The sequence below is a fragment of the Streptococcus jiangnanensis genome (genome assembly GCF_040888325.1).
Classification (GTDB): Bacteria; Bacillota; Bacilli; order Lactobacillales; family Streptococcaceae; genus Streptococcus; species Streptococcus jiangnanensis.
Genome location: NZ_JBFNFF010000001.1, coordinates 17,545 through 35,382 on the forward strand (window position 1 = coordinate 17,545; position 17,838 = coordinate 35,382).

The window sequence follows — 17,838 nt, forward strand, 5'->3', positions numbered from 1 at the left end:
ATAGGGTGATAGGATGAGTTTATTAGGATTTGGGATAGTTATTCTTCATATTTTTATTTTAACAATAAGCTATGAATTAATTTGTAAAGTAACTAAAAAAGAAAGATATTTATTTATAGCTTGTATATTTGTATATCAGTCTGTAGCTGAATTTTTCTTTGACTTTATTTCATTAGGTGGGTTAGGGATTGAAAAGTTTATATTTCCTTTTATTCTATATACTTCTATAGTAGTTTTAAAGAAATATGATAAGCATAAAGGAATGTTTATCAGTTTACTATTGTCTTTATTATATCACAGTACACATACTTTTTTATCAGTAACCCTATCCTCTATAACAGGTGATGCTTTTGTGATAGAACATGAAGTGATGTTTTATTTAGGAGTACTATTACTAACATATTTAATTATTAAAAAAATTATTACTTATTTCCATTTAGAACTTACTTATTTTGATAAAGATTATCTGTACCCTTTTTTAAAAAAAGTAATAGTTGCTTTCTTTGGTTTGCATATCTTATTGTTTATTTCAGATATAGTAAGTACAACTCATCATTTAAATAGCTTCGGAAGTATTTTATCAACCATTGTTTTTATTTGCTTGTTATTGATTTTCTTTGCAATGAATTCTCACAAGGTTCAAATTGAAAAAGAGATTGCTCTAAAACAAAAGAAATTTGAACAAAAACATTTACAGACTTATACTGATGAAATTGTGGAGTTGTATAATGAAATTCGAGGTTTTCGTCATGACTATGCAGGGATGCTTGTTAGCATGCAAATGGCGATTGACAGTGGAGATTTACAAGAAATTAACAGGGTTTACAATGAAGTCCTAGTAAAAGCAAATCAGAAATTGAGGTCAGAAAAATATACTTACTTTGATTTAAATAATATAGAAGACTCTGCTTTACGGAGTTTAATTGCTCAATCGATTGTCTATGCACGAAAAAATGATGTAGAGTTTACATTGGAAGTAAAGGATATCATTACTAGACTGTCAATAGATTTACTTGATCTGGTTCGTATCATGAGCATTTTATTAAACAATGCCGTTGAAGGTGCTGCAGATAGTTATTTGAAACAAATGGAAGTTGCAGTCATTAAAATGGATTTTGAAACAGTTATAGTTATCCAGAATTCATGCAAAATCACTATGACGCCTTCAGAGGATCTATTTGCCTTAGGTTTCTCTACCAAGGGAAGAAATAGAGGTCTAGGGCTTAATAATGTCAAAGAGATCTTAGATAAGTATGACAACATTATCTTAGAAACTGAGATGGAAGACAACACATTTAGACAAATTATTAGATTTAAGAGGGAATTCGAATGAAAGTATTAATTTTAGAAGATGTTATTGAACATCAAGTGAGACTAGAGAGAATATTAAATGAAATCTCGGAAGAATCGAATATTCCTATTTCATATAAGACAACAGGAAAAGTTCGTGAATTTAAGGAATATATCGAAAATGATGAAGTAAACCAGCTTTATTTCCTAGATATTGATATTCATGGAATCGAGAAAAAAGGCTTTGAAGTGGCTCAGTTTATCCGTCATCACAATCCTTATGCTATTATTGTCTTTATTACCAGTCGATCTGAATTTGCTACCTTAACGTATAAATACCAGGTATCAGCCCTAGATTTTGTTGATAAAGATATCAATGATGAATTGTTCAAAAAACGCATCGAGCAGAGTATTTTTTACACTAAGAGTATGCTGCTTGAAAACGAAGATGTTGTAGACTATTTTGATTACAACTATAAAGGAAATGATTTGAAAATTCCTTACCATGACATTTTGTATATCGAAACCACAGGAGTTTCTCATAAACTTCGGATTATTGGTAAGAATTTTGCTAAAGAATTCTATGGAACTATGACAGATATTCAGGAAAAGGACAAACATACCCAGCGATTTTATTGCTCCCATAAATCTTTCCTTGTCAATGTAGGAAATGTGAGAGAAATTGATCGAAAGAATTTAGAAGTTGTCTTTTATGAAGATCATCGTTGTCCCATTACCCGTTTGAAAGTTCGTAAACTAAAAGATATTCTAGAGAAAAAATCTAAAAAGTGATTGACAATTAGTAAGAAATTGATATAATGGTTATATCTGCTACAGATAGATGGTCCGTTGGTCAAGGGGTTAAGACACCGCCTTTTCACGGCGGTAACACGGGTTCGAATCCCGTACGGACTATTTTATCCGCCAGAGCTCAGTTGGTAGTAGCGCATGACTGTTAATCATGATGTCGTAGGTTCGAGTCCTACTGGCGGAGTCAGATAAAAAAAGAACACCATTGGTGTTCTTTTTTTATCTGACATCACCTAACATTTTCATAAGGAAGTCTGTCATTTCTTGCGGACTTTCTTTTTTTCCGTGAGCAATCCAAGTCTGGCAAACACCAAATAGGGCATTTGTTAGATAAATACTGCTGTATTCTAATTCTATTGGAGTGAGTTGTAGTTTCATAAAGCGTTTCTGAAGGTCGGTGCTAAGCATAATGTGAAGCTTATTTCTCAAGAAATTTTGGATTTCTTTTGTTCCATTTTCAGACAAGAGTGCAGCCAAGAGTGGCTCAGACTCTAAATATTCAAATACTTCTAAAATAGCATCTCTTTTGTGATGAGCATGTTTTTGGAAAATATACTCAAAGGTATGAAATAGCTTACTTTGGTAGAGTTCAATCATATCATACTTATCCTTGTAGTGAGTGTAAAAGCTGGAACGACTAATTCCGGCTTTTTCTGCTAACTTGACAGTAGAAATTTGATCAAAGGGCTGGTCCATCAATAATTGAACCATGGCATTTTCGATAATTCGTTTTGTTTTTAAACGTTTGTTACTTTCTTTCATAATTCCTCCTTGTAAACAAAAATAGACTATGTGTCTAAAAAAATATTTTTTACCTTGTAATTTAGATTTTTTTATGTATAATCTATTATATCAAAATTTTAGACAATATGTGTAAAAAAGGAGGAAACATGTTTAAAGAATGGAAAGCAATATTTAAAAAACCGACCTTTATCATTGTAATGATAGGGATTTCTCTCATTCCAGCTTTATACAACATTATATTTTTATCGTCCATGTGGGATCCATATGGTCAAGTATCGGAGTTACCTGTGGCAGTTGTCAATAAAGATAAGGAAGCTTTTTATAATGGACAGACAATGAGAATTGGTGAAGACATGGTGTCTAATTTAAAAGAAAATAAGGCTTTAGATTTTCACTTTGTTAATGAAGAGGAAGGGGAAAAAGGACTAGAAGATGGTGACTACTACATGGTAGTGACTTTACCAAGTGACTTATCTGAAAAAGCTGCTTCTATTCTATCAGATCATCCAGAACAAATGACCATTAACTATCAAACTTCTAGCGGGCATAGCTTCATTGCAAGTAAAATGAGTGATTCTGCCATGACACAGTTAAAACAGAATGTTTCTGCTAATGTAACCGAATCCTATACGAAAGCTTTATTTCAAAAGATGGGTGATTTAAAATCCGGTTTAACGAAGGCAGCCGATGGAAGTGAACAATTGGCTAACGGGGCCAGTCAGTTAGCTGTAGGAAGTCAGACATTGTCTTCAAATCTTGCTACTTTAGCTAGCTCAAGTTTAACCTTTTCGGATGGAACAGATCAATTTACAAAAGGGTTGACAACGTATGTCACAGGAGTAAAGCAACTGAATAGTGGCTTAGGAACATTTAATGATGGTTTACAGAACTATACAAGTGCGGTTTCACAGGTTGACACAGGACTTAATCAATTATCTTCGAAAACTCCAGAATTAGTTGCAGGTGTCAACCAGTTAAATACAGGGATGAAGTCATATGCTGGTGGAGTTTCACAACTCAATTCAGGTCTCAGTCAATTTTCGGTTGGTGTCAATGCCTATACAAGCGGAGTTGACAAATTATCTGTTGGTACAAACCAACTATCAAGTCAACCAGATACATTGAGAGACGGTATTACTCAATTAAATAAAGGAATCAAAGAAATATCCACACAATTAAATACTTCATCTCAACAGAAAGAGGATATAACACAGTTAGCAAGCAGTTTAGATGAGTTGAATAAGTCTCTCCAATCAGTTACAGTTTCAGATAATACTGATCTTAAAAATACAATATCTAATGACTTAACAAATATAACGACTCTTGCTCAAACTATTGTGACTAATAGTCAAGCAGAGCAAGAGAAAATTCTTACAAATCTTCAAGCAACAGCAACTTATCAATCTCTCACTGAAACTCAGAAAAAAGAATTGACTGAAGCTGTTTCAAATAATTCTAATTCTACGATAGAGTCAGCAAAAGCAATTTTAACGACGGCAGGAGATTTAAAAGAAAATTTAGGAAGTATAAACCAACCAGTCTCTAATCTTTCTACTTTACAGACTAAAGCAAATCAACTTTTACCTATAGCGTCTAGTTCCTTGATATCTATGTCAAGTGGATTTACACAGTTGCAAAATGCTGTAGATAATCAGTTAGTTCCCGGAAGTCAATCAATTGAAAATGGAGTTAATGCGTATACTAAGGGATTGGATACTATTTCTTTAGGTGTAAATCAACTAAGTGAAAAGAATACAACTTTAACAACAAGTTTGGATCAATTGGTTTCTGCCTCAACCAAGTTGACAGAAAACTCTTCAAAATTGACAACTGGTTTGGATACTCTAGCTGGGAAAACTCCAGAATTAGTAACAGGTATTGAAAAACTATCATCTGGTTCTGCTCAATTGAACAATAAGAGTCCAGAGTTAATAGCAGGTCTTACTAAATTACAATTTGGCTCTGATCAATTAACAGATAAATCAACACAATTACTTTCTGCAGCATCCCAACTAGGAAGTGGCGCTATGAAGATAGCAGATGGTGCTGGAAAATTAGCTGAAGGTGGAGCAACTTTAACTGCTGGTATTGAAAGTTTACAAGTAGGAACTACTAATCTAGGACAAGGCTTAAGAAGTGCTAGCAATCAACTAAAATCAGCATCAACAGAGTCAAAAAATGCAGAAACATTATCTGAACCTCTAGTTCTCTCAAAAACAGACAATGACCAAGTCCCTGTAAATGGGATTGCTATGGCTCCTTATATGATATCAGTCGCTCTCTTTGTCGCTGCATTATCAACAAATATGATTTTTGCTAAATTACCTTCAGGTCGTCATCCTGAAACTCGCTGGGCTTGGTTCAAATCTCGCTTTGAGATAAATGGAGTTATAGCTGTTTTAGCCGCTGTCTTAGTCTATGGTGGCGTTCATCTTATTGGTCTAACAGCAAATCATGAAATGAGAACCTTGTTCTTAATTATTATCGCAAGCTTAACATTCATGTCTATGGTGACAGCTTTAACAACTTGGAATAGCCGTATTGGAGCTTTCTTCTCTCTTATTTTACTTTTATTACAGTTAGCATCAAGTGCAGGGACCTATCCCCTTGCTTTGACAAATGATTTCTTCAAAGGTGTCAATCCTTGGTTACCAATGAGTTATTCTGTATCAGGCTTACGACAAACAATCTCTATGACAGGAAATATTCATCACCAAGTGATTTTCCTTATTATAACACTAGCTTTCTTTACTGCTTTAGGTATGCTAGCTTATCAACCTAAGAAAATGGAAGAAGATTAAAAAGATTGGCCAAGGAATTGGTCAATCTTTTTCTGTCTTAGATAAATTTCGTCTGTGATTATAGATCCCAAAAAGAAGAAGGGCAGTTAGTGAGCAGGCTGCTCCAATAACAAAACCATTGGGGATAAAGGAAAGTGTAATGGTGCCTTTTCCTTTTGGAACATCAACTTTCATAAAACCAGTCTGAGCCTGCTTGATTTCAAGTTTTTTCCCATCTTGGTATGCAGACCAACCTTTGTCATAAGGAATAGTGAAGAAAATAGAGGTATCTTGTTTTACTTCATATGTAGCAAAGACTTTATTTTTAGAGGTGGATACTTCTACAGGTTGTTCTTTAATCTTTTGAATTGCCTCAGTAAGAGCCTGAGTATCTAAACGATAGAAGGTTGGAGATTCAAATGACACCTGAGAATTTCCAGGGAAACTAACACTGATATTGAAAGTTTTTTGTTCTTCAGTATAACCTAAATTAAAGAAATTAAATGCATTGTCAGTTGTAAAAGTCTTCTTTTCTCCATTGACAATGATGTCAACTTTCTTTTGCTTATCGTTTGTAAAATGAAGATTTGAAAAAGAGAGATAGACTTGGCTATTTTGAGGAACCTCAATTTGATAATTAATCTTTGCATCTTCATTCGCAGAACCTGTGATGCTCGTTAAACCATCTGAAGTATCTGTTTTATCAGATGCTATTTGGGAGAAGTAATCTAAGTTGAGATTAGCAAGCTGGTTTATAAATAAAGCCTGATTATCTAGAGTGTGATTGTTAAAGTTTACATCTGTGTAAATAGATTGAGTGGCAAAGGCAATGGGTAAAGAGAGTTGATTTTTATATAAGGTTAAATGATTCTTTTGATAAATCTCTTGAAAGCCATACTTATCAAGTGAAGTTTCAGAAATATTGTACTGGATTCCAAATAAACTGTCTGCTAAAAGACTGTTATTTGCATAACGGAGATTAAGGTTGGTTCCAGAGGATTTGAATCCCAGTTTATCCAAACTAGTGCTAGCTGAACGATTTCGTACAGACGAAAATTGAGAGATTCCATTGTAGTTAAATTTCATACTGTCATTTCCAGTCTGAATTTGCAGTTTTTCAGTACGTGTAAATGAATTGTCAATTTGGTTTAGAATGGATTCCATAGCGGTGATATCTCTATTATAGGCGCTACGAGAAGCAAAGGCCCATTCTTTAGCTATTCCTTCCATTTGAGATGAAGCATTTAAGCTTATCTCAGCTGTTATAAATAAAGACAAAAGAATTGCAAATAGATTTACAGAGATAAATTTTCTAATGACTGCAAGAAGTAAAAGAGCATAAACTAGTAGAAATTCAAGAGTGAGCAGGATATTCAAATCAGTTAAAAAAGAATAGTGTGATTTAAAATAGACAGTGGCCAAAAATCCTGTTAGTACAAGAAAAAGTGAGACAAATAGATTCCATAGCTTCAGTTCTTTCAGACGATTTAAGACTTCTGCTGCAGTATAAATTAACAGAGTGGAAAAAATCCAAGCATAGCGATGCAAAAACATATTTGGGGTATGCATCCCTTGCCAAAATAAATCAAGTGCTTCTATGTAAAAGCTTGTTATTAAAAAAGTAAAGAAAATTGCATAGGTAAGTTTCACGTGAAACCTTATGGATTTTATTGTGAAAAATAGAATGGTTAAAATAAAAGGAAGCAATCCAACAAAAATCATTGGTATAGATCCATATTTAGTTGTATCAAAAGATCCAATGAATTGTTTTGCGAAAATATCCAGATACCAGCTACTGTCTGTCTTTAATTTTGTGATGGTAGTTAACTTCTCCCCATGAGTTTGTAAATCAAACAGTGTAGGAAGAGTCATAATCAAACTAGCCATTCCAGCTAAAAAGGAGGTAACAACAAAATCAAGAAAAGATGATTTTCGAGTTTTAAAGTCCCAAGAAATTTGGCAGAGATACCAGAAAATAAGAAACAATGCTGTCATATACCCAAAATAATAATTTTGAATAAATAAGATTGACAAACTTGTAAAGTATAGTAGGCGCTTCTTTTGTGTTATAAGTAGGTGTAAACCAGTTATAATTAAAGGAATCAAGATAAAAACATCTAGCCAGGTTTTAATCTCTAACTGACTAACGGTAAAGCTCATTAGAGCATAGGAAGTAGATAAGGCAAGTTTTAAAAATTTTGGGATATCTTTAAATAATCTATTTAGACTAAAGAAGGTTGACAGACCAATCAATCCAAATTTTAATAGAGTGGTCAGATAAACAGCATCTGGCATATTCGACAGATTAAAAAAGTAAACCAGAGGTGAGAGAAAACTACCCAAGTAATAACTAGATAGAGCATAGAAATTCAGTCCGAGGCCACTTGTAAAGGTGTAAAACAAACTGCCATTTCCATGCAGAATATTTCGTAAAGCTACATCAAAAATAACGTATTGATGGAAACCGTCTCCTAATAGTGGAGATGCATCGCTATTCCAGTAGATACCTTGAGTTAGGTATACTCCAGTCATAATTACTAAAGGAATGATGAAAGAAACAAAATAGGTCCAATATGTTTTAAAAAATGATTTCATGTTACCTCGTAGAATGATAGAAAACTCAGTTGGTTACCCCAACTGAGTTTTGAAGTCTTATTTAATCTTTCCAAAGTTCTTTAACTTTTGCTTGTACTTCTGCATTTTCTAGGAATTCATCGTAGGTTTCATCAATACGATCAATGACGCCATTCTTAGACAAAACAATGATATGGTTTGCCAAAGTTTGGATAAACTCGTGGTCATGACTGGCAAAGATGATTGATTCTTTAAAGTTTTTCAATCCATCGTTCAAGCTTGAGATAGATTCCAAGTCCAAGTGATTTGTTGGATCATCAAGTACAAGAACATTTGATTTCAAGAGCATGAGTTTTGAAAGCATGACACGCACTTTTTCTCCCCCTGACAAGACGTTTACAGGTTTGTTAACCTCATCTCCAGAAAAGAGCATACGGCCGAGGAAACCACGTAGGAAGGTATTGTCATCTTCTTCTTTACTTGCAAATTGACGCAACCAGTCAAGGATTGACTCTCCTCCTGCAAAATCAGCCGAGTTGTCTTTTGGCAAGTAAGAACGGCTAGTAGTAACTCCCCACTTGACAGTTCCTTCATAGTCGATGTCACCCATAATTGCACGAATTAATGCAGTCGTTTGGATGTCATTTTGTCCAATAAGAGCTGTCTTATCACCTGGACGCAAGATGAAACTAATATTGTCTAGGATAGTTTCGCCATCAATCTTTACAGTTAAATTTTCTACTGTCAAGAGATCATTACCAATCTCACGTTCTGCTTTAAAGTTGATAAATGGATATTTACGACTAGAAGGAACAATCTCTTCTAATTCAATCTTGTCAAGCATTTTTTTACGAGACGTTGCTTGTCTTGACTTAGAAGCGTTGGCAGAGAAGCGAGCAACGAATTCTTGCAATTGCTTAATTTTTTCTTCTGCCTTGGCATTACGGTCTGCTAGCAATTTAGCAGCGAGTTCAGAAGATTCCTTCCAGAAGTCATAGTTTCCGACATAGAGTTTAATTTTTCCAAAGTCAAGGTCGGCCATGTGTGTACATACTTTGTTTAAGAAGTGACGGTCGTGGGATACTACGATAACGGTGTTATCAAAGTCAATCAAGAAGTCTTCTAGCCAAGTAATAGATTGGATGTCCAACCCGTTGGTCGGCTCGTCCAAGAGAAGAACATCTGGTTTACCAAAAAGTGCTTTAGCAAGGAGAACCTTCACTTTTTCACCATTGGCCAATTCGCTCATGTTTTGATAGTGCAACTCTTCTGGAATGTTTAGGTTTTGAAGTAGTTGAGACGCTTCACTTTCTGCTTCCCAACCTCCAAGTTCAGCAAATTCACCTTCGAGTTCGGCTGCACGAACACCATCTTCATCGGAAAAATCTTCCTTCATGTAAATGGCATCTTTTTCTTTCATGATGTTGTAAAGTTTTTCATTTCCCATAATGACGACATCAATAACTCGCTCATCTTCATAGTCAAAATGATTTTGACGGAGAACAGAGAGACGTTCATCTGGACCAAGAGAGATGTGACCAGTTGTTGGCTCGATATCACCAGCTAAGATTTTTAAGAATGTAGACTTCCCAGCACCATTAGCACCAATTAATCCATATGTATTTCCTTCTGTAAATTTGATATTGACATCATCAAAAAGTTTGCGATCACTAAAACGTAGTGAAACATCAGATACTGTAAGCAATGTTTTTCTCCTATAATATGTAATACATTTATTCTACTAGAAAAGAGAGAAATATTCAAATTTTTGTTTGTCAATTTTGTGTCAATTAAGTTTACAGGTTTATTTACAATGAGTTAGTTTTTTGATTTAAATAATTTTCTGTTATTTTAACAAAAAAATGCTATAATTGAAGAGACCATTTCGAAGGAGAAAAAAATGACGAAACCCATTATTTTAACAGGAGATCGCCCAACAGGAAAACTGCATATTGGACATTATGTTGGGAGTCTTAAAAATAGAGTATTACTGCAGGAAGAAGACAAGTATGAGATGTTTGTTTTTTTGGCGGACCAACAAGCATTGACAGATCACGCTAAAGACCCTCAAACGATTTTAGAATCGATTGGGAATGTTGCCTTGGATTACCTAGCAGTTGGATTGGATCCAAGTAAATCAACCATCTTTATTCAAAGCCAGATTCCAGAGTTGGCTGAGCTGTCTATGTACTATATGAATTTGGTGTCACTAGCTCGTTTGGAACGGAATCCGACAGTAAAAACAGAGATTGCTCAAAAAGGGTTTGGAGAAAGTATTCCGACAGGATTTTTGGTTTATCCGATTGCGCAAGCAGCAGATATTACTGCCTTCAAGGCTAATTATGTTCCTGTTGGGACAGATCAGAAACCAATGATTGAGCAAACTCGTGAGATTGTTCGTTCCTTTAATCATGCTTATAATTGTGAGGTCTTGGTGGAGCCGGAAGGTATTTACCCAGAAAATGAGAGAGCAGGACGTTTGCCTGGTTTAGATGGAAATGCTAAAATGTCTAAATCCCTTAATAATGGTATTTATCTAGCTGATGATGCTGATACTTTGCGTAAAAAAGTCATGAGCATGTATACTGATCCAGACCATATTCGGGTTGAGGATCCAGGTAAGATTGAAGGAAATATGGTTTTCCATTATCTAGATGTGTTTGGTCGTCCAGAAGATGCTCAAGACATTGCAGATATGAAAGAACATTATCAACGTGGTGGTCTTGGTGATGTAAAGACGAAACGTTATCTACTTGAAATATTAGAACGCGAACTTGGTCCTATTCGTGAGCGCCGTATTGACTTTGCTAAGGATATGGGAGAAGTGTACAATATGCTTCAAAAAGGTAGTGAAAAAGCACGTGAGGTTGCAGGTCAAACTCTATCTGAAGTTAAGGGAGCAATGGGACTAAATTATTTTAAATAATAGATAAAATATGAATCGTAAAACTATCTCTTCCATAGGATCACAGGGATAGTTTTTTTATGATTTCTACCATAAATATAATTGACAAATTTTCATAGAATGGTATGATAGATACAATACAAAAAGAGTCAAGCTCAAAAAGAAAGAAAAGAGGAAACTTCAATGTCTAATTGGGATACTAAATTTTTAAAAAAAGGTTTTACCTTTGATGATGTATTGCTCATTCCAGCAGAAAGTCATGTGTTGCCTAATGATGCAGATTTAACAACAAAATTGGCAGATAATCTGACTTTAAATATCCCAATTATAACAGCCGCCATGGATACAGTCACAGAAAGTCAAATGGCTATTGCCATTGCGCGTGCAGGTGGTCTTGGAGTAATCCATAAAAATATGTCTATTGCGCAACAGGCAGATGAAGTTCGCAAGGTAAAACGTTCTGAAAATGGTGTTATTATTGATCCATTCTTCTTGACTCCAGAACACACGATTGCTGAAGCAGATGAACTTATGGGACGTTACCGTATCAGTGGTGTTCCAGTTGTGGAGACACTTGAAAATCGTAAATTGGTTGGTATTCTAACAAACCGAGATCTTCGCTTTATTTCAGATTACAATCAGCCAATCTCAAACCATATGACCAGTGAAAATCTTGTCACTGCTCCTGTTGGTACAGACCTTGCAACAGCTGAACATATTCTTCAAGAACACCGTATTGAAAAACTTCCTTTGGTTGATGAAGAAGGTCGTCTTTCTGGCTTGATTACTATTAAAGATATTGAAAAAGTAATTGAATTTCCTAACGCAGCAAAAGATGAGTTTGGTCGTCTTCTAGTTGCCGGTGCAGTAGGTGTTACTTCAGATACATTTGAACGTGCAGAGGCTCTTTTTGAAGCAGGAGCTGACGCAATTGTTATTGATACTGCCCATGGTCACTCTGCTGGGGTTCTACGTAAAATTGCTGAAATTCGTGCTCACTTCCCAGATCGCACTTTGATTGCTGGTAATATTGCAACTGCTGAAGGTGCGCGTGCTCTTTATGATGCGGGTGTGGATGTTGTCAAAGTCGGGATTGGACCAGGTTCTATCTGTACTACTCGTGTGATTGCAGGTGTAGGTGTCCCACAAGTGACAGCAATTTATGATGCGGCAGCAGTTGCGCGTGAATATGGAAAAACGATTATTGCTGATGGTGGAATCAAATATTCTGGAGATATTGTAAAAGCCCTTGCTGCAGGTGGAAATGCAGTTATGCTTGGATCAATGTTTGCTGGAACAGATGAAGCACCAGGTGAAACTGAAATTTTCCAAGGGCGTAAGTTTAAGACTTACCGTGGTATGGGATCAATCGCTGCAATGAAAAAAGGATCAAGTGACCGATACTTCCAAGGTTCTGTCAATGAAGCAAACAAACTCGTTCCAGAAGGAATTGAAGGTCGTGTTGCCTATAAAGGCGCAGCAGCTGACATTGTCTTCCAAATGCTTGGTGGTATTCGCTCTGGTATGGGTTACTGTGGTGCAGCTAATCTTAAAGAATTGCACGACAATGCTCAATTTATCGAAATGTCAGGTGCTGGTCTCAAAGAAAGCCATCCTCATGATGTACAAATCACTAATGAGGCGCCAAACTACTCTATGTAAGAAGTAAAAAAGAACTCCTGAATTTCAGGAGTTCTTTTTTATTTACAAAGATGTCAATTTTAATTTACAGATATTTTACCGTTTTGGATGTTGAAAATACTAAGATTTTCTGGCAAGTTTTGTAAGTGGTCTAAACTTGTTGTTGTGATGAAGGTTTGGATAGATTGTGAAATAGTTTCTAGTAATTTTAATTGTCGTGTGTTGTCAAGTTCGCTCATAACATCATCAAGCAAGAGTATTGGAGACTCGTTAGTAATGCTTTCCATTAGTTCAATCTCTGCTAGTTTGATAGAAAGTACAAGACTACGATGTTGCCCTTGGCTTCCAAAACTAGCATCCATTCCATTGATATAAAAAGCAATGTCATCTCGATGAGGACCAACTCCAGTATTCTTTTTAAATAAGTCTCTGGATCGGCTTTTCTCCAAAGCAATTTTAAAAGAATTTGTTAGCTGTTCTTCATTGGTGAAGTTGACAGATGATTGATAAGATATTGACAGCTCTTCTAATTCATTTGAAATTTCTAAGTGTTTTTTTTGACCAAATTTCTCTAAGTCTTTAATGAATTTTATCCGATGCTTTATAACACGACACCCATACTCTACTAGCTGATCGTCTAAGACTGACAGAAATGTATCGTCAATCTTCTGGCTGGATTTTAGGTAGGTATTTCTCTGTTTGAGTATGTGATTATAGTTTGACAAGTCTGACAAGTAGATTGGTTTAATTTGTCCCAGTTCGATGTCGATAAATTTTCGACGGACAGAAGGTGATCCTTTAATTAGCTGGAGATCTTCAGGTGCGAAGAGGACAACATTCATATGACCGATGTAGTCTGATAGGCGAGCTTGTTTTAAGTGATTGACCTTAGTCACACGCCCTTTTGGCGTTAAATCAATTTCTAGAGGGATAGAGCTTGTTTTTTTCTGTAGCAAGCCAGAAAGATGGAGTTGCTCGTTATCAAAATGAATGAGATTTTTATCTGTACGAGTCCGATGACTACGTGTCAAGGCTAAGAAATAGATTGCTTCTAGAATATTGGTTTTTCCTTGTGCATTTTGACCTAGAAAGACATTTAATTTTGGATTGAAATCAATTTTTGCCTCTTTGTAGTTTCGAAAGGTTTTAATTGTTAAATGTTGGAGCCACATGGTTATCTTCCTGGAAAACGTGGAACTTGTTTGGTTTTAGGCGATGAAGAAGTTTTTTGTTTTTCTTTCTTGACACCTTTATTCATCTCTTTAACAAGTTTAGCAATTCGCTCTTTCTCAATCTTATCTGCTTGATACTCTTCTTGCTCTTTTAAACTTGGTTGTGTCAAGGTGATGTCAATCTTTAAATCAGGAATGTCAATCGTATCTCCAATACGGATTTTTTTCCCACGTCTACTTTCTAACTCGCCATTAAAGTAAACTTGATGATCTATTAAAAAGGATTTGATAGCACCACCGCTTTGTATAATTCCAAGTTCTTTTAGGAGGGCTTGGAGCGTAATAAATTCTTCAAATAATTTGTATTCCATAATTCACCTCAATCTTTGGTATTATACCATATTTTCCTTGAAATAGCTGAAGGAAAGTTAGCTGAAATGAAAACGGTTTTACTCTTTAAAGCTATGAAGAGAACAAGAAAATTTTTGATTTTCGTGGTATAATAGAACTCTATATGTAAGGAGGTAAGGTATGGAATTAGTGCCTGGAATTTCAGCACATTTTGTTCAATCCAAAAAGTTTAAAACAAATAAAATCACTATTCGTTTTACTGCTCCCTTATCTCTTGAGACAATAGCAGGACGCATGTTAAGTGCAAGTATGTTGGAGACGGCAAATCAAGCTTATCCCACATCACAAGCATTTCGCAGATACTTGGCAAGTTTATATGGAACAGATATTTCCACAAGTGCTTATCGTAGAGGACAAGCACATATTCTTGACTTAACATTTACCTACGTGCGGGATGAGTTTTTGAGTAAAAAAAATGTCTTGACTTCTCGAATTTTGGAATTGGTAGAACAGACTTTATTTGCTCCCTTAGTTCAAGATGGTGCTTTTGAGTCAGCCTTATTTGAAATTGAAAGAAAACAGTTATTGGCTAGTTTAGCTACTGATATGGATGATTCATTTTATTTTGCTCATAAGGAGTTGGATAGCTTGTTCTTCCATGATGAGCGTCTTCAATTGAGATACAGTGATTTACGAAATAGCATTTCAAATGAGTCTCCAGAAAGTAGCTACACGTGCTTTCAGAATGCTCTGAAGAATGATCGTATTGATTTCTTTTTCTTAGGTGATTTTAATGAAGTAGAAATCACAGAATCACTGAAGTCATTATCCCTTACAGCTAGAGAGAACTGTGTTCCTATCCAATATTATCAGTCTTATTCGAATGTTCTACGAGAGGGAATGATTCAGAGGAATGTTGGGCAATCAATTTTGGAATTAGGGTATCATTCTCCTATAAAATATGGCGATGATGAGCATTTGCCCATGCTTGTGATGAATGGTTTGTTGGGTGAATTTGCACATTCGAAACTTTTTACAAACGTTCGTGAAAATGCTGGAATAGCCTACACAGTCTCTAGTCAATTGGATTTGTTTAGTGGTCTGTTAAGGATGTATGCGGGTATTGATAGAGAAAATCGAAATCAGGCTAGAAAAATGATGAATCATCAATTGCTAGATCTGAAAAAGGGTAACTTTACAGATTTTGAGCTTGAACAAACCAAGGAGATGATTCGACGATCTTTGTTGATGGCTCAAGATAATCAACAGACCTTAGTTGAAAGAGTCTATTTGAATGCTCTATTGGGGAAATCAAGCTTTGATATTGATCGATTGGTGGCAAAATTAGAGAGTGTTGATAAAGAAGCTGTATGTAAAGTTGCCAACAGTTTGAAGTTACAAGCGATTTACTTTATGGAAGGAGTAGAATGACAAAGGTTACTTTTGAAGAAAAATACTATCCTGCTGTAAAGGAAACAGTCTACAAAACACAATTGTCAAATGGATTGACAGTTTCTTTACTCCCTAAACAAGATTTCAATGAGGTTTATGGGATTGTAACAGTTCAATTTGGTTCTGTAGATGCAACTTATACAAGCTTGGAAAAAGGTTTACGTCATCATCCAGCAGGAATTGCACATTTTCTTGAACATAAATTGTTTGAAAGAGAAAATTCTGAGGATATAATGGCTGCTTTTACTCGATTAGGTGCAGATAGTAATGCCTTTACAAGCTTTACTAAGACCAGCTATCTTTTTTCAACAATTGACCATCTATTAGAGAATTTAGATTTGCTAGATGAGTTAGTCGGAGATGTTCATTTTACAGAAGAATCAGTTTTAAGGGAACAGGATATTATCCAGCAAGAACGAGAAATGTACCAAGATGATCCAGATTCACGCTTGTTTTTTGCAACATTAGCCAACCTTTATCCTGATACTCCTTTAGCAACAGATATAGTTGGAAGTGAAAAATCAATTTCTGATATTCAAGTTTCAAATTTAAAAGAGAACTTTACTGACTTTTACAAACCTGTCAACATGTCACTGTTTTTAGTTGGAAATATTGATGTAAAAGTTGTTGAGGAATACTTTTCGAAAAAGGAAAAGAAGACTTTAGAACAGTTTACCGTTTCAAAAGAGAAACTACCCTTGCAGTCTGTGAGGCAAACAGATAGTCTTCGGATGGAAGTTTCTTCACCCAAACTTGCTGTTGCGATTAGAGGTAATGGGCAAATAACAGAAGCTGAGTCTTATCGTTACAATATTTTATTGAAATTACTATTTACGATGATGTTTGGTTGGACCTCTGATCGTTTTCAAAAGTTATATGAGACTGGGAAGTTAGATGCGTCATTGTCACTTGAGGTTGAAGTCAACAGTCGCTTTCATTTTGTGATATTGACGATGGATACCAAAGAGCCTGTTTCTCTGTCGCATCAATTTCGGAAAGCGATTCGTCAGTTTAGTAGTGATACGGATATTACAGAGGAACATTTAGATCTTGTTAAGAGTGAGATGTTTGGGGAATTTTTCAGTAGCATGAACTCCTTGGAATTTATTGCAACTCAATACGATCCGATGGATCGCGGAGAAACAATTTTTGATTTTCCGAAAATTTTACAGGAAATTACTTTGGAGGATGTTCTAGAAGCTGGACATCGTTTGATTGATAATGGTGATCTAGTTGATTTTACAATCTTTCCAGCTTAAAAGATGACTAATACTAGAAAGAAGGAATGGTACGTATGAGAAAAAAAACAATTGGCGAGGTTCTACGTTTAGCTAGAATTAACCAGGGATTGAGTTTAGAAGAATTGCAGGAAAAAACTGAAATTCAGTTGCATTTTCTAGAAGCTATGGAGGCAGATGATTTTGATCAACTTCCTAGTACCTTCTATGCTCGTTCTTTTTTAAGAAAATATGCCTGGGCAGTAGAGTTAGATGAAAGTATTGTTTTGGATGCATATGATTCAGGCAGTATGATTACCTACGAAGAGGTAGATGTCGATGAAGAAGACTTGTCTGGTCGCAGACGATCAAATAAGAAAAAAACGTCTTATCTCCCCTTGTTTTATTTCGTTCTATTTGCTTTGTCGATTTTAATTTTTGTGACTTACTATGTCTGGAACTACATCCAAACTCAGCCAAGTCCTTCTTCAGCTAATTATAGTGTTGTGAACTCGACTAGTTCAACAACCTCATCTAGTTCATCTTCTAGTAGTCAGACGTCTAGCTCGTCTTCTACTACGGAATCAACTATTACAGTGTCAGGTGAAGGAAACCGCATTGAAGCTCGGTATAAAACGAGTAAGGAAACGGCTACGATTCAACTGGCAGTTTCAGATGCAACTAGTTGGGTAAGTGTTTCAGGAAGTGAGCTGGAGGGTGGTGTGACACTATCCGCAGACAATAAGAATGCAAAAACAACAGTTTCAACTAAGAATCCCGTTACCATTACTTTAGGTGTAGTGAAGGGAGTTACTGTGACTGTGGACAATCAAATGATTGATACTTCGAAGCTGACAACTCAGACTGGAACTGTAACACTTACATTTACTACAGATTAAGGA

Annotated in this window: 13 protein-coding genes and 2 tRNA genes; 10 read left to right on the forward strand and 5 right to left on the reverse strand. The window is 35.5% G+C overall.

From position 1 onward, the window contains the following. Positions 1-13: 13 nt before the first annotated feature. From comD to AB2B49_RS00110, 4 genes are all read left to right on the forward strand, one after another. Positions 14-1,333, forward strand: coding sequence for a competence system sensor histidine kinase ComD (comD, locus tag AB2B49_RS00095; RefSeq protein WP_049505018.1), 1,320 nt, complete (start codon positions 14-16; stop codon positions 1,331-1,333). Next, the gene (gene comE, locus AB2B49_RS00100) at positions 1,330-2,082 is read left to right on the forward strand and encodes a competence system response regulator transcription factor ComE (protein ID WP_000866079.1); all 753 of its coding nucleotides are present in this window, start codon (positions 1,330-1,332) and stop codon (positions 2,080-2,082) included. The genes comD and comE overlap by 4 nt, the downstream gene beginning before the upstream one ends. A 51-nt stretch (positions 2,083-2,133) precedes the next feature. Beyond that, positions 2,134-2,205 (forward strand) — tRNA-Glu (locus tag AB2B49_RS00105). A 5-nt stretch (positions 2,206-2,210) separates the two neighbouring features. After that, positions 2,211-2,284 (forward strand) — tRNA-Asn (locus AB2B49_RS00110). Positions 2,285-2,319: 35 nt separating this feature from the next. On the opposite strand, the gene AB2B49_RS00115 is transcribed toward AB2B49_RS00110, so the two are convergent. Further along, positions 2,320-2,862 (reverse strand): TetR/AcrR family transcriptional regulator, encoded by a 543-nt coding sequence (locus tag AB2B49_RS00115; RefSeq protein WP_049477913.1) that lies wholly within the window; start codon positions 2,860-2,862, stop codon positions 2,320-2,322. 128 nt (positions 2,863-2,990) lie between these two features. Between AB2B49_RS00115 and AB2B49_RS00120 the strand changes: the two genes are divergently transcribed. Next, the gene (locus tag AB2B49_RS00120; RefSeq protein ID WP_049505020.1) at positions 2,991-5,645 is read left to right on the forward strand and encodes a YhgE/Pip domain-containing protein; all 2,655 of its coding nucleotides are present in this window, start codon (positions 2,991-2,993) and stop codon (positions 5,643-5,645) included. Positions 5,646-5,666: 21 nt separating this feature from the next. Here the strand turns inward: AB2B49_RS00120 and AB2B49_RS00125 are convergent, their stop codons facing one another. Both AB2B49_RS00125 and AB2B49_RS00130 read right to left on the reverse strand, forming a co-directional pair. Next, positions 5,667-8,219: a YfhO family protein gene (locus AB2B49_RS00125; RefSeq protein WP_071851779.1), complete on the reverse strand. Its 2,553-nt coding sequence runs from the start codon at positions 8,217-8,219 to the stop codon at positions 5,667-5,669. Positions 8,220-8,280: 61 nt separating this feature from the next. Further along, positions 8,281-9,903 carry an ATP-binding cassette domain-containing protein gene (locus tag AB2B49_RS00130; protein ID WP_000958793.1) on the reverse strand — a complete coding sequence of 541 codons (1,623 nt, stop codon included), beginning with the start codon at positions 9,901-9,903 and terminating at the stop codon, positions 8,281-8,283. 195 nt (positions 9,904-10,098) lie between these two features. Here AB2B49_RS00130 and trpS point away from each other — a divergent pair, with 195 nt between their 5' ends. Together trpS and guaB are read left to right on the forward strand one after the other, a co-directional pair. Beyond that, positions 10,099-11,124: a tryptophan--tRNA ligase gene (gene trpS, locus AB2B49_RS00135; RefSeq protein WP_049505024.1), complete on the forward strand. Its 1,026-nt coding sequence runs from the start codon at positions 10,099-10,101 to the stop codon at positions 11,122-11,124. Positions 11,125-11,286: 162 nt separating this feature from the next. Next, positions 11,287-12,765, forward strand: a complete 1,479-nt coding sequence (gene guaB / locus AB2B49_RS00140) for an IMP dehydrogenase (RefSeq protein ID WP_000073406.1) — start codon at positions 11,287-11,289, stop codon at positions 12,763-12,765. Positions 12,766-12,824: 59 nt separating this feature from the next. Here the strand turns inward: guaB and recF are convergent, their stop codons facing one another. Next, positions 12,825-13,916: a DNA replication/repair protein RecF gene (recF, locus tag AB2B49_RS00145; RefSeq protein WP_049505026.1), complete on the reverse strand. Its 1,092-nt coding sequence runs from the start codon at positions 13,914-13,916 to the stop codon at positions 12,825-12,827. Positions 13,917-13,918: 2 nt separating this feature from the next. Beyond that, positions 13,919-14,287, reverse strand: a complete 369-nt coding sequence (yaaA, locus tag AB2B49_RS00150; RefSeq protein WP_049505027.1) for a S4 domain-containing protein YaaA — start codon at positions 14,285-14,287, stop codon at positions 13,919-13,921. Positions 14,288-14,447: 160 nt separating this feature from the next. Between yaaA and yfmF the strand changes: the two genes are divergently transcribed. Genes yfmF through rodZ form a run of 3 tightly spaced genes read left to right on the forward strand, consistent with a single transcriptional unit; the run spans position 14,448 to position 17,835 of the window. Beyond that, on the forward strand, positions 14,448-15,698 hold the full coding sequence (gene yfmF / locus AB2B49_RS00155) for an EF-P 5-aminopentanol modification-associated protein YfmF (protein ID WP_049505029.1): 1,251 nt from the start codon (positions 14,448-14,450) through the stop codon (positions 15,696-15,698). Beyond that, on the forward strand, positions 15,695-16,978 hold the full coding sequence (yfmH, locus tag AB2B49_RS00160; RefSeq protein WP_049505032.1) for an EF-P 5-aminopentanol modification-associated protein YfmH: 1,284 nt from the start codon (positions 15,695-15,697) through the stop codon (positions 16,976-16,978). The genes yfmF and yfmH overlap by 4 nt, the downstream gene beginning before the upstream one ends. Positions 16,979-17,013: 35 nt before the next feature. Next, on the forward strand, positions 17,014-17,835 hold the full coding sequence (gene rodZ / locus AB2B49_RS00165; protein ID WP_049505033.1) for a cytoskeleton protein RodZ: 822 nt from the start codon (positions 17,014-17,016) through the stop codon (positions 17,833-17,835). Positions 17,836-17,838: the final 3 nt, after the last annotated feature.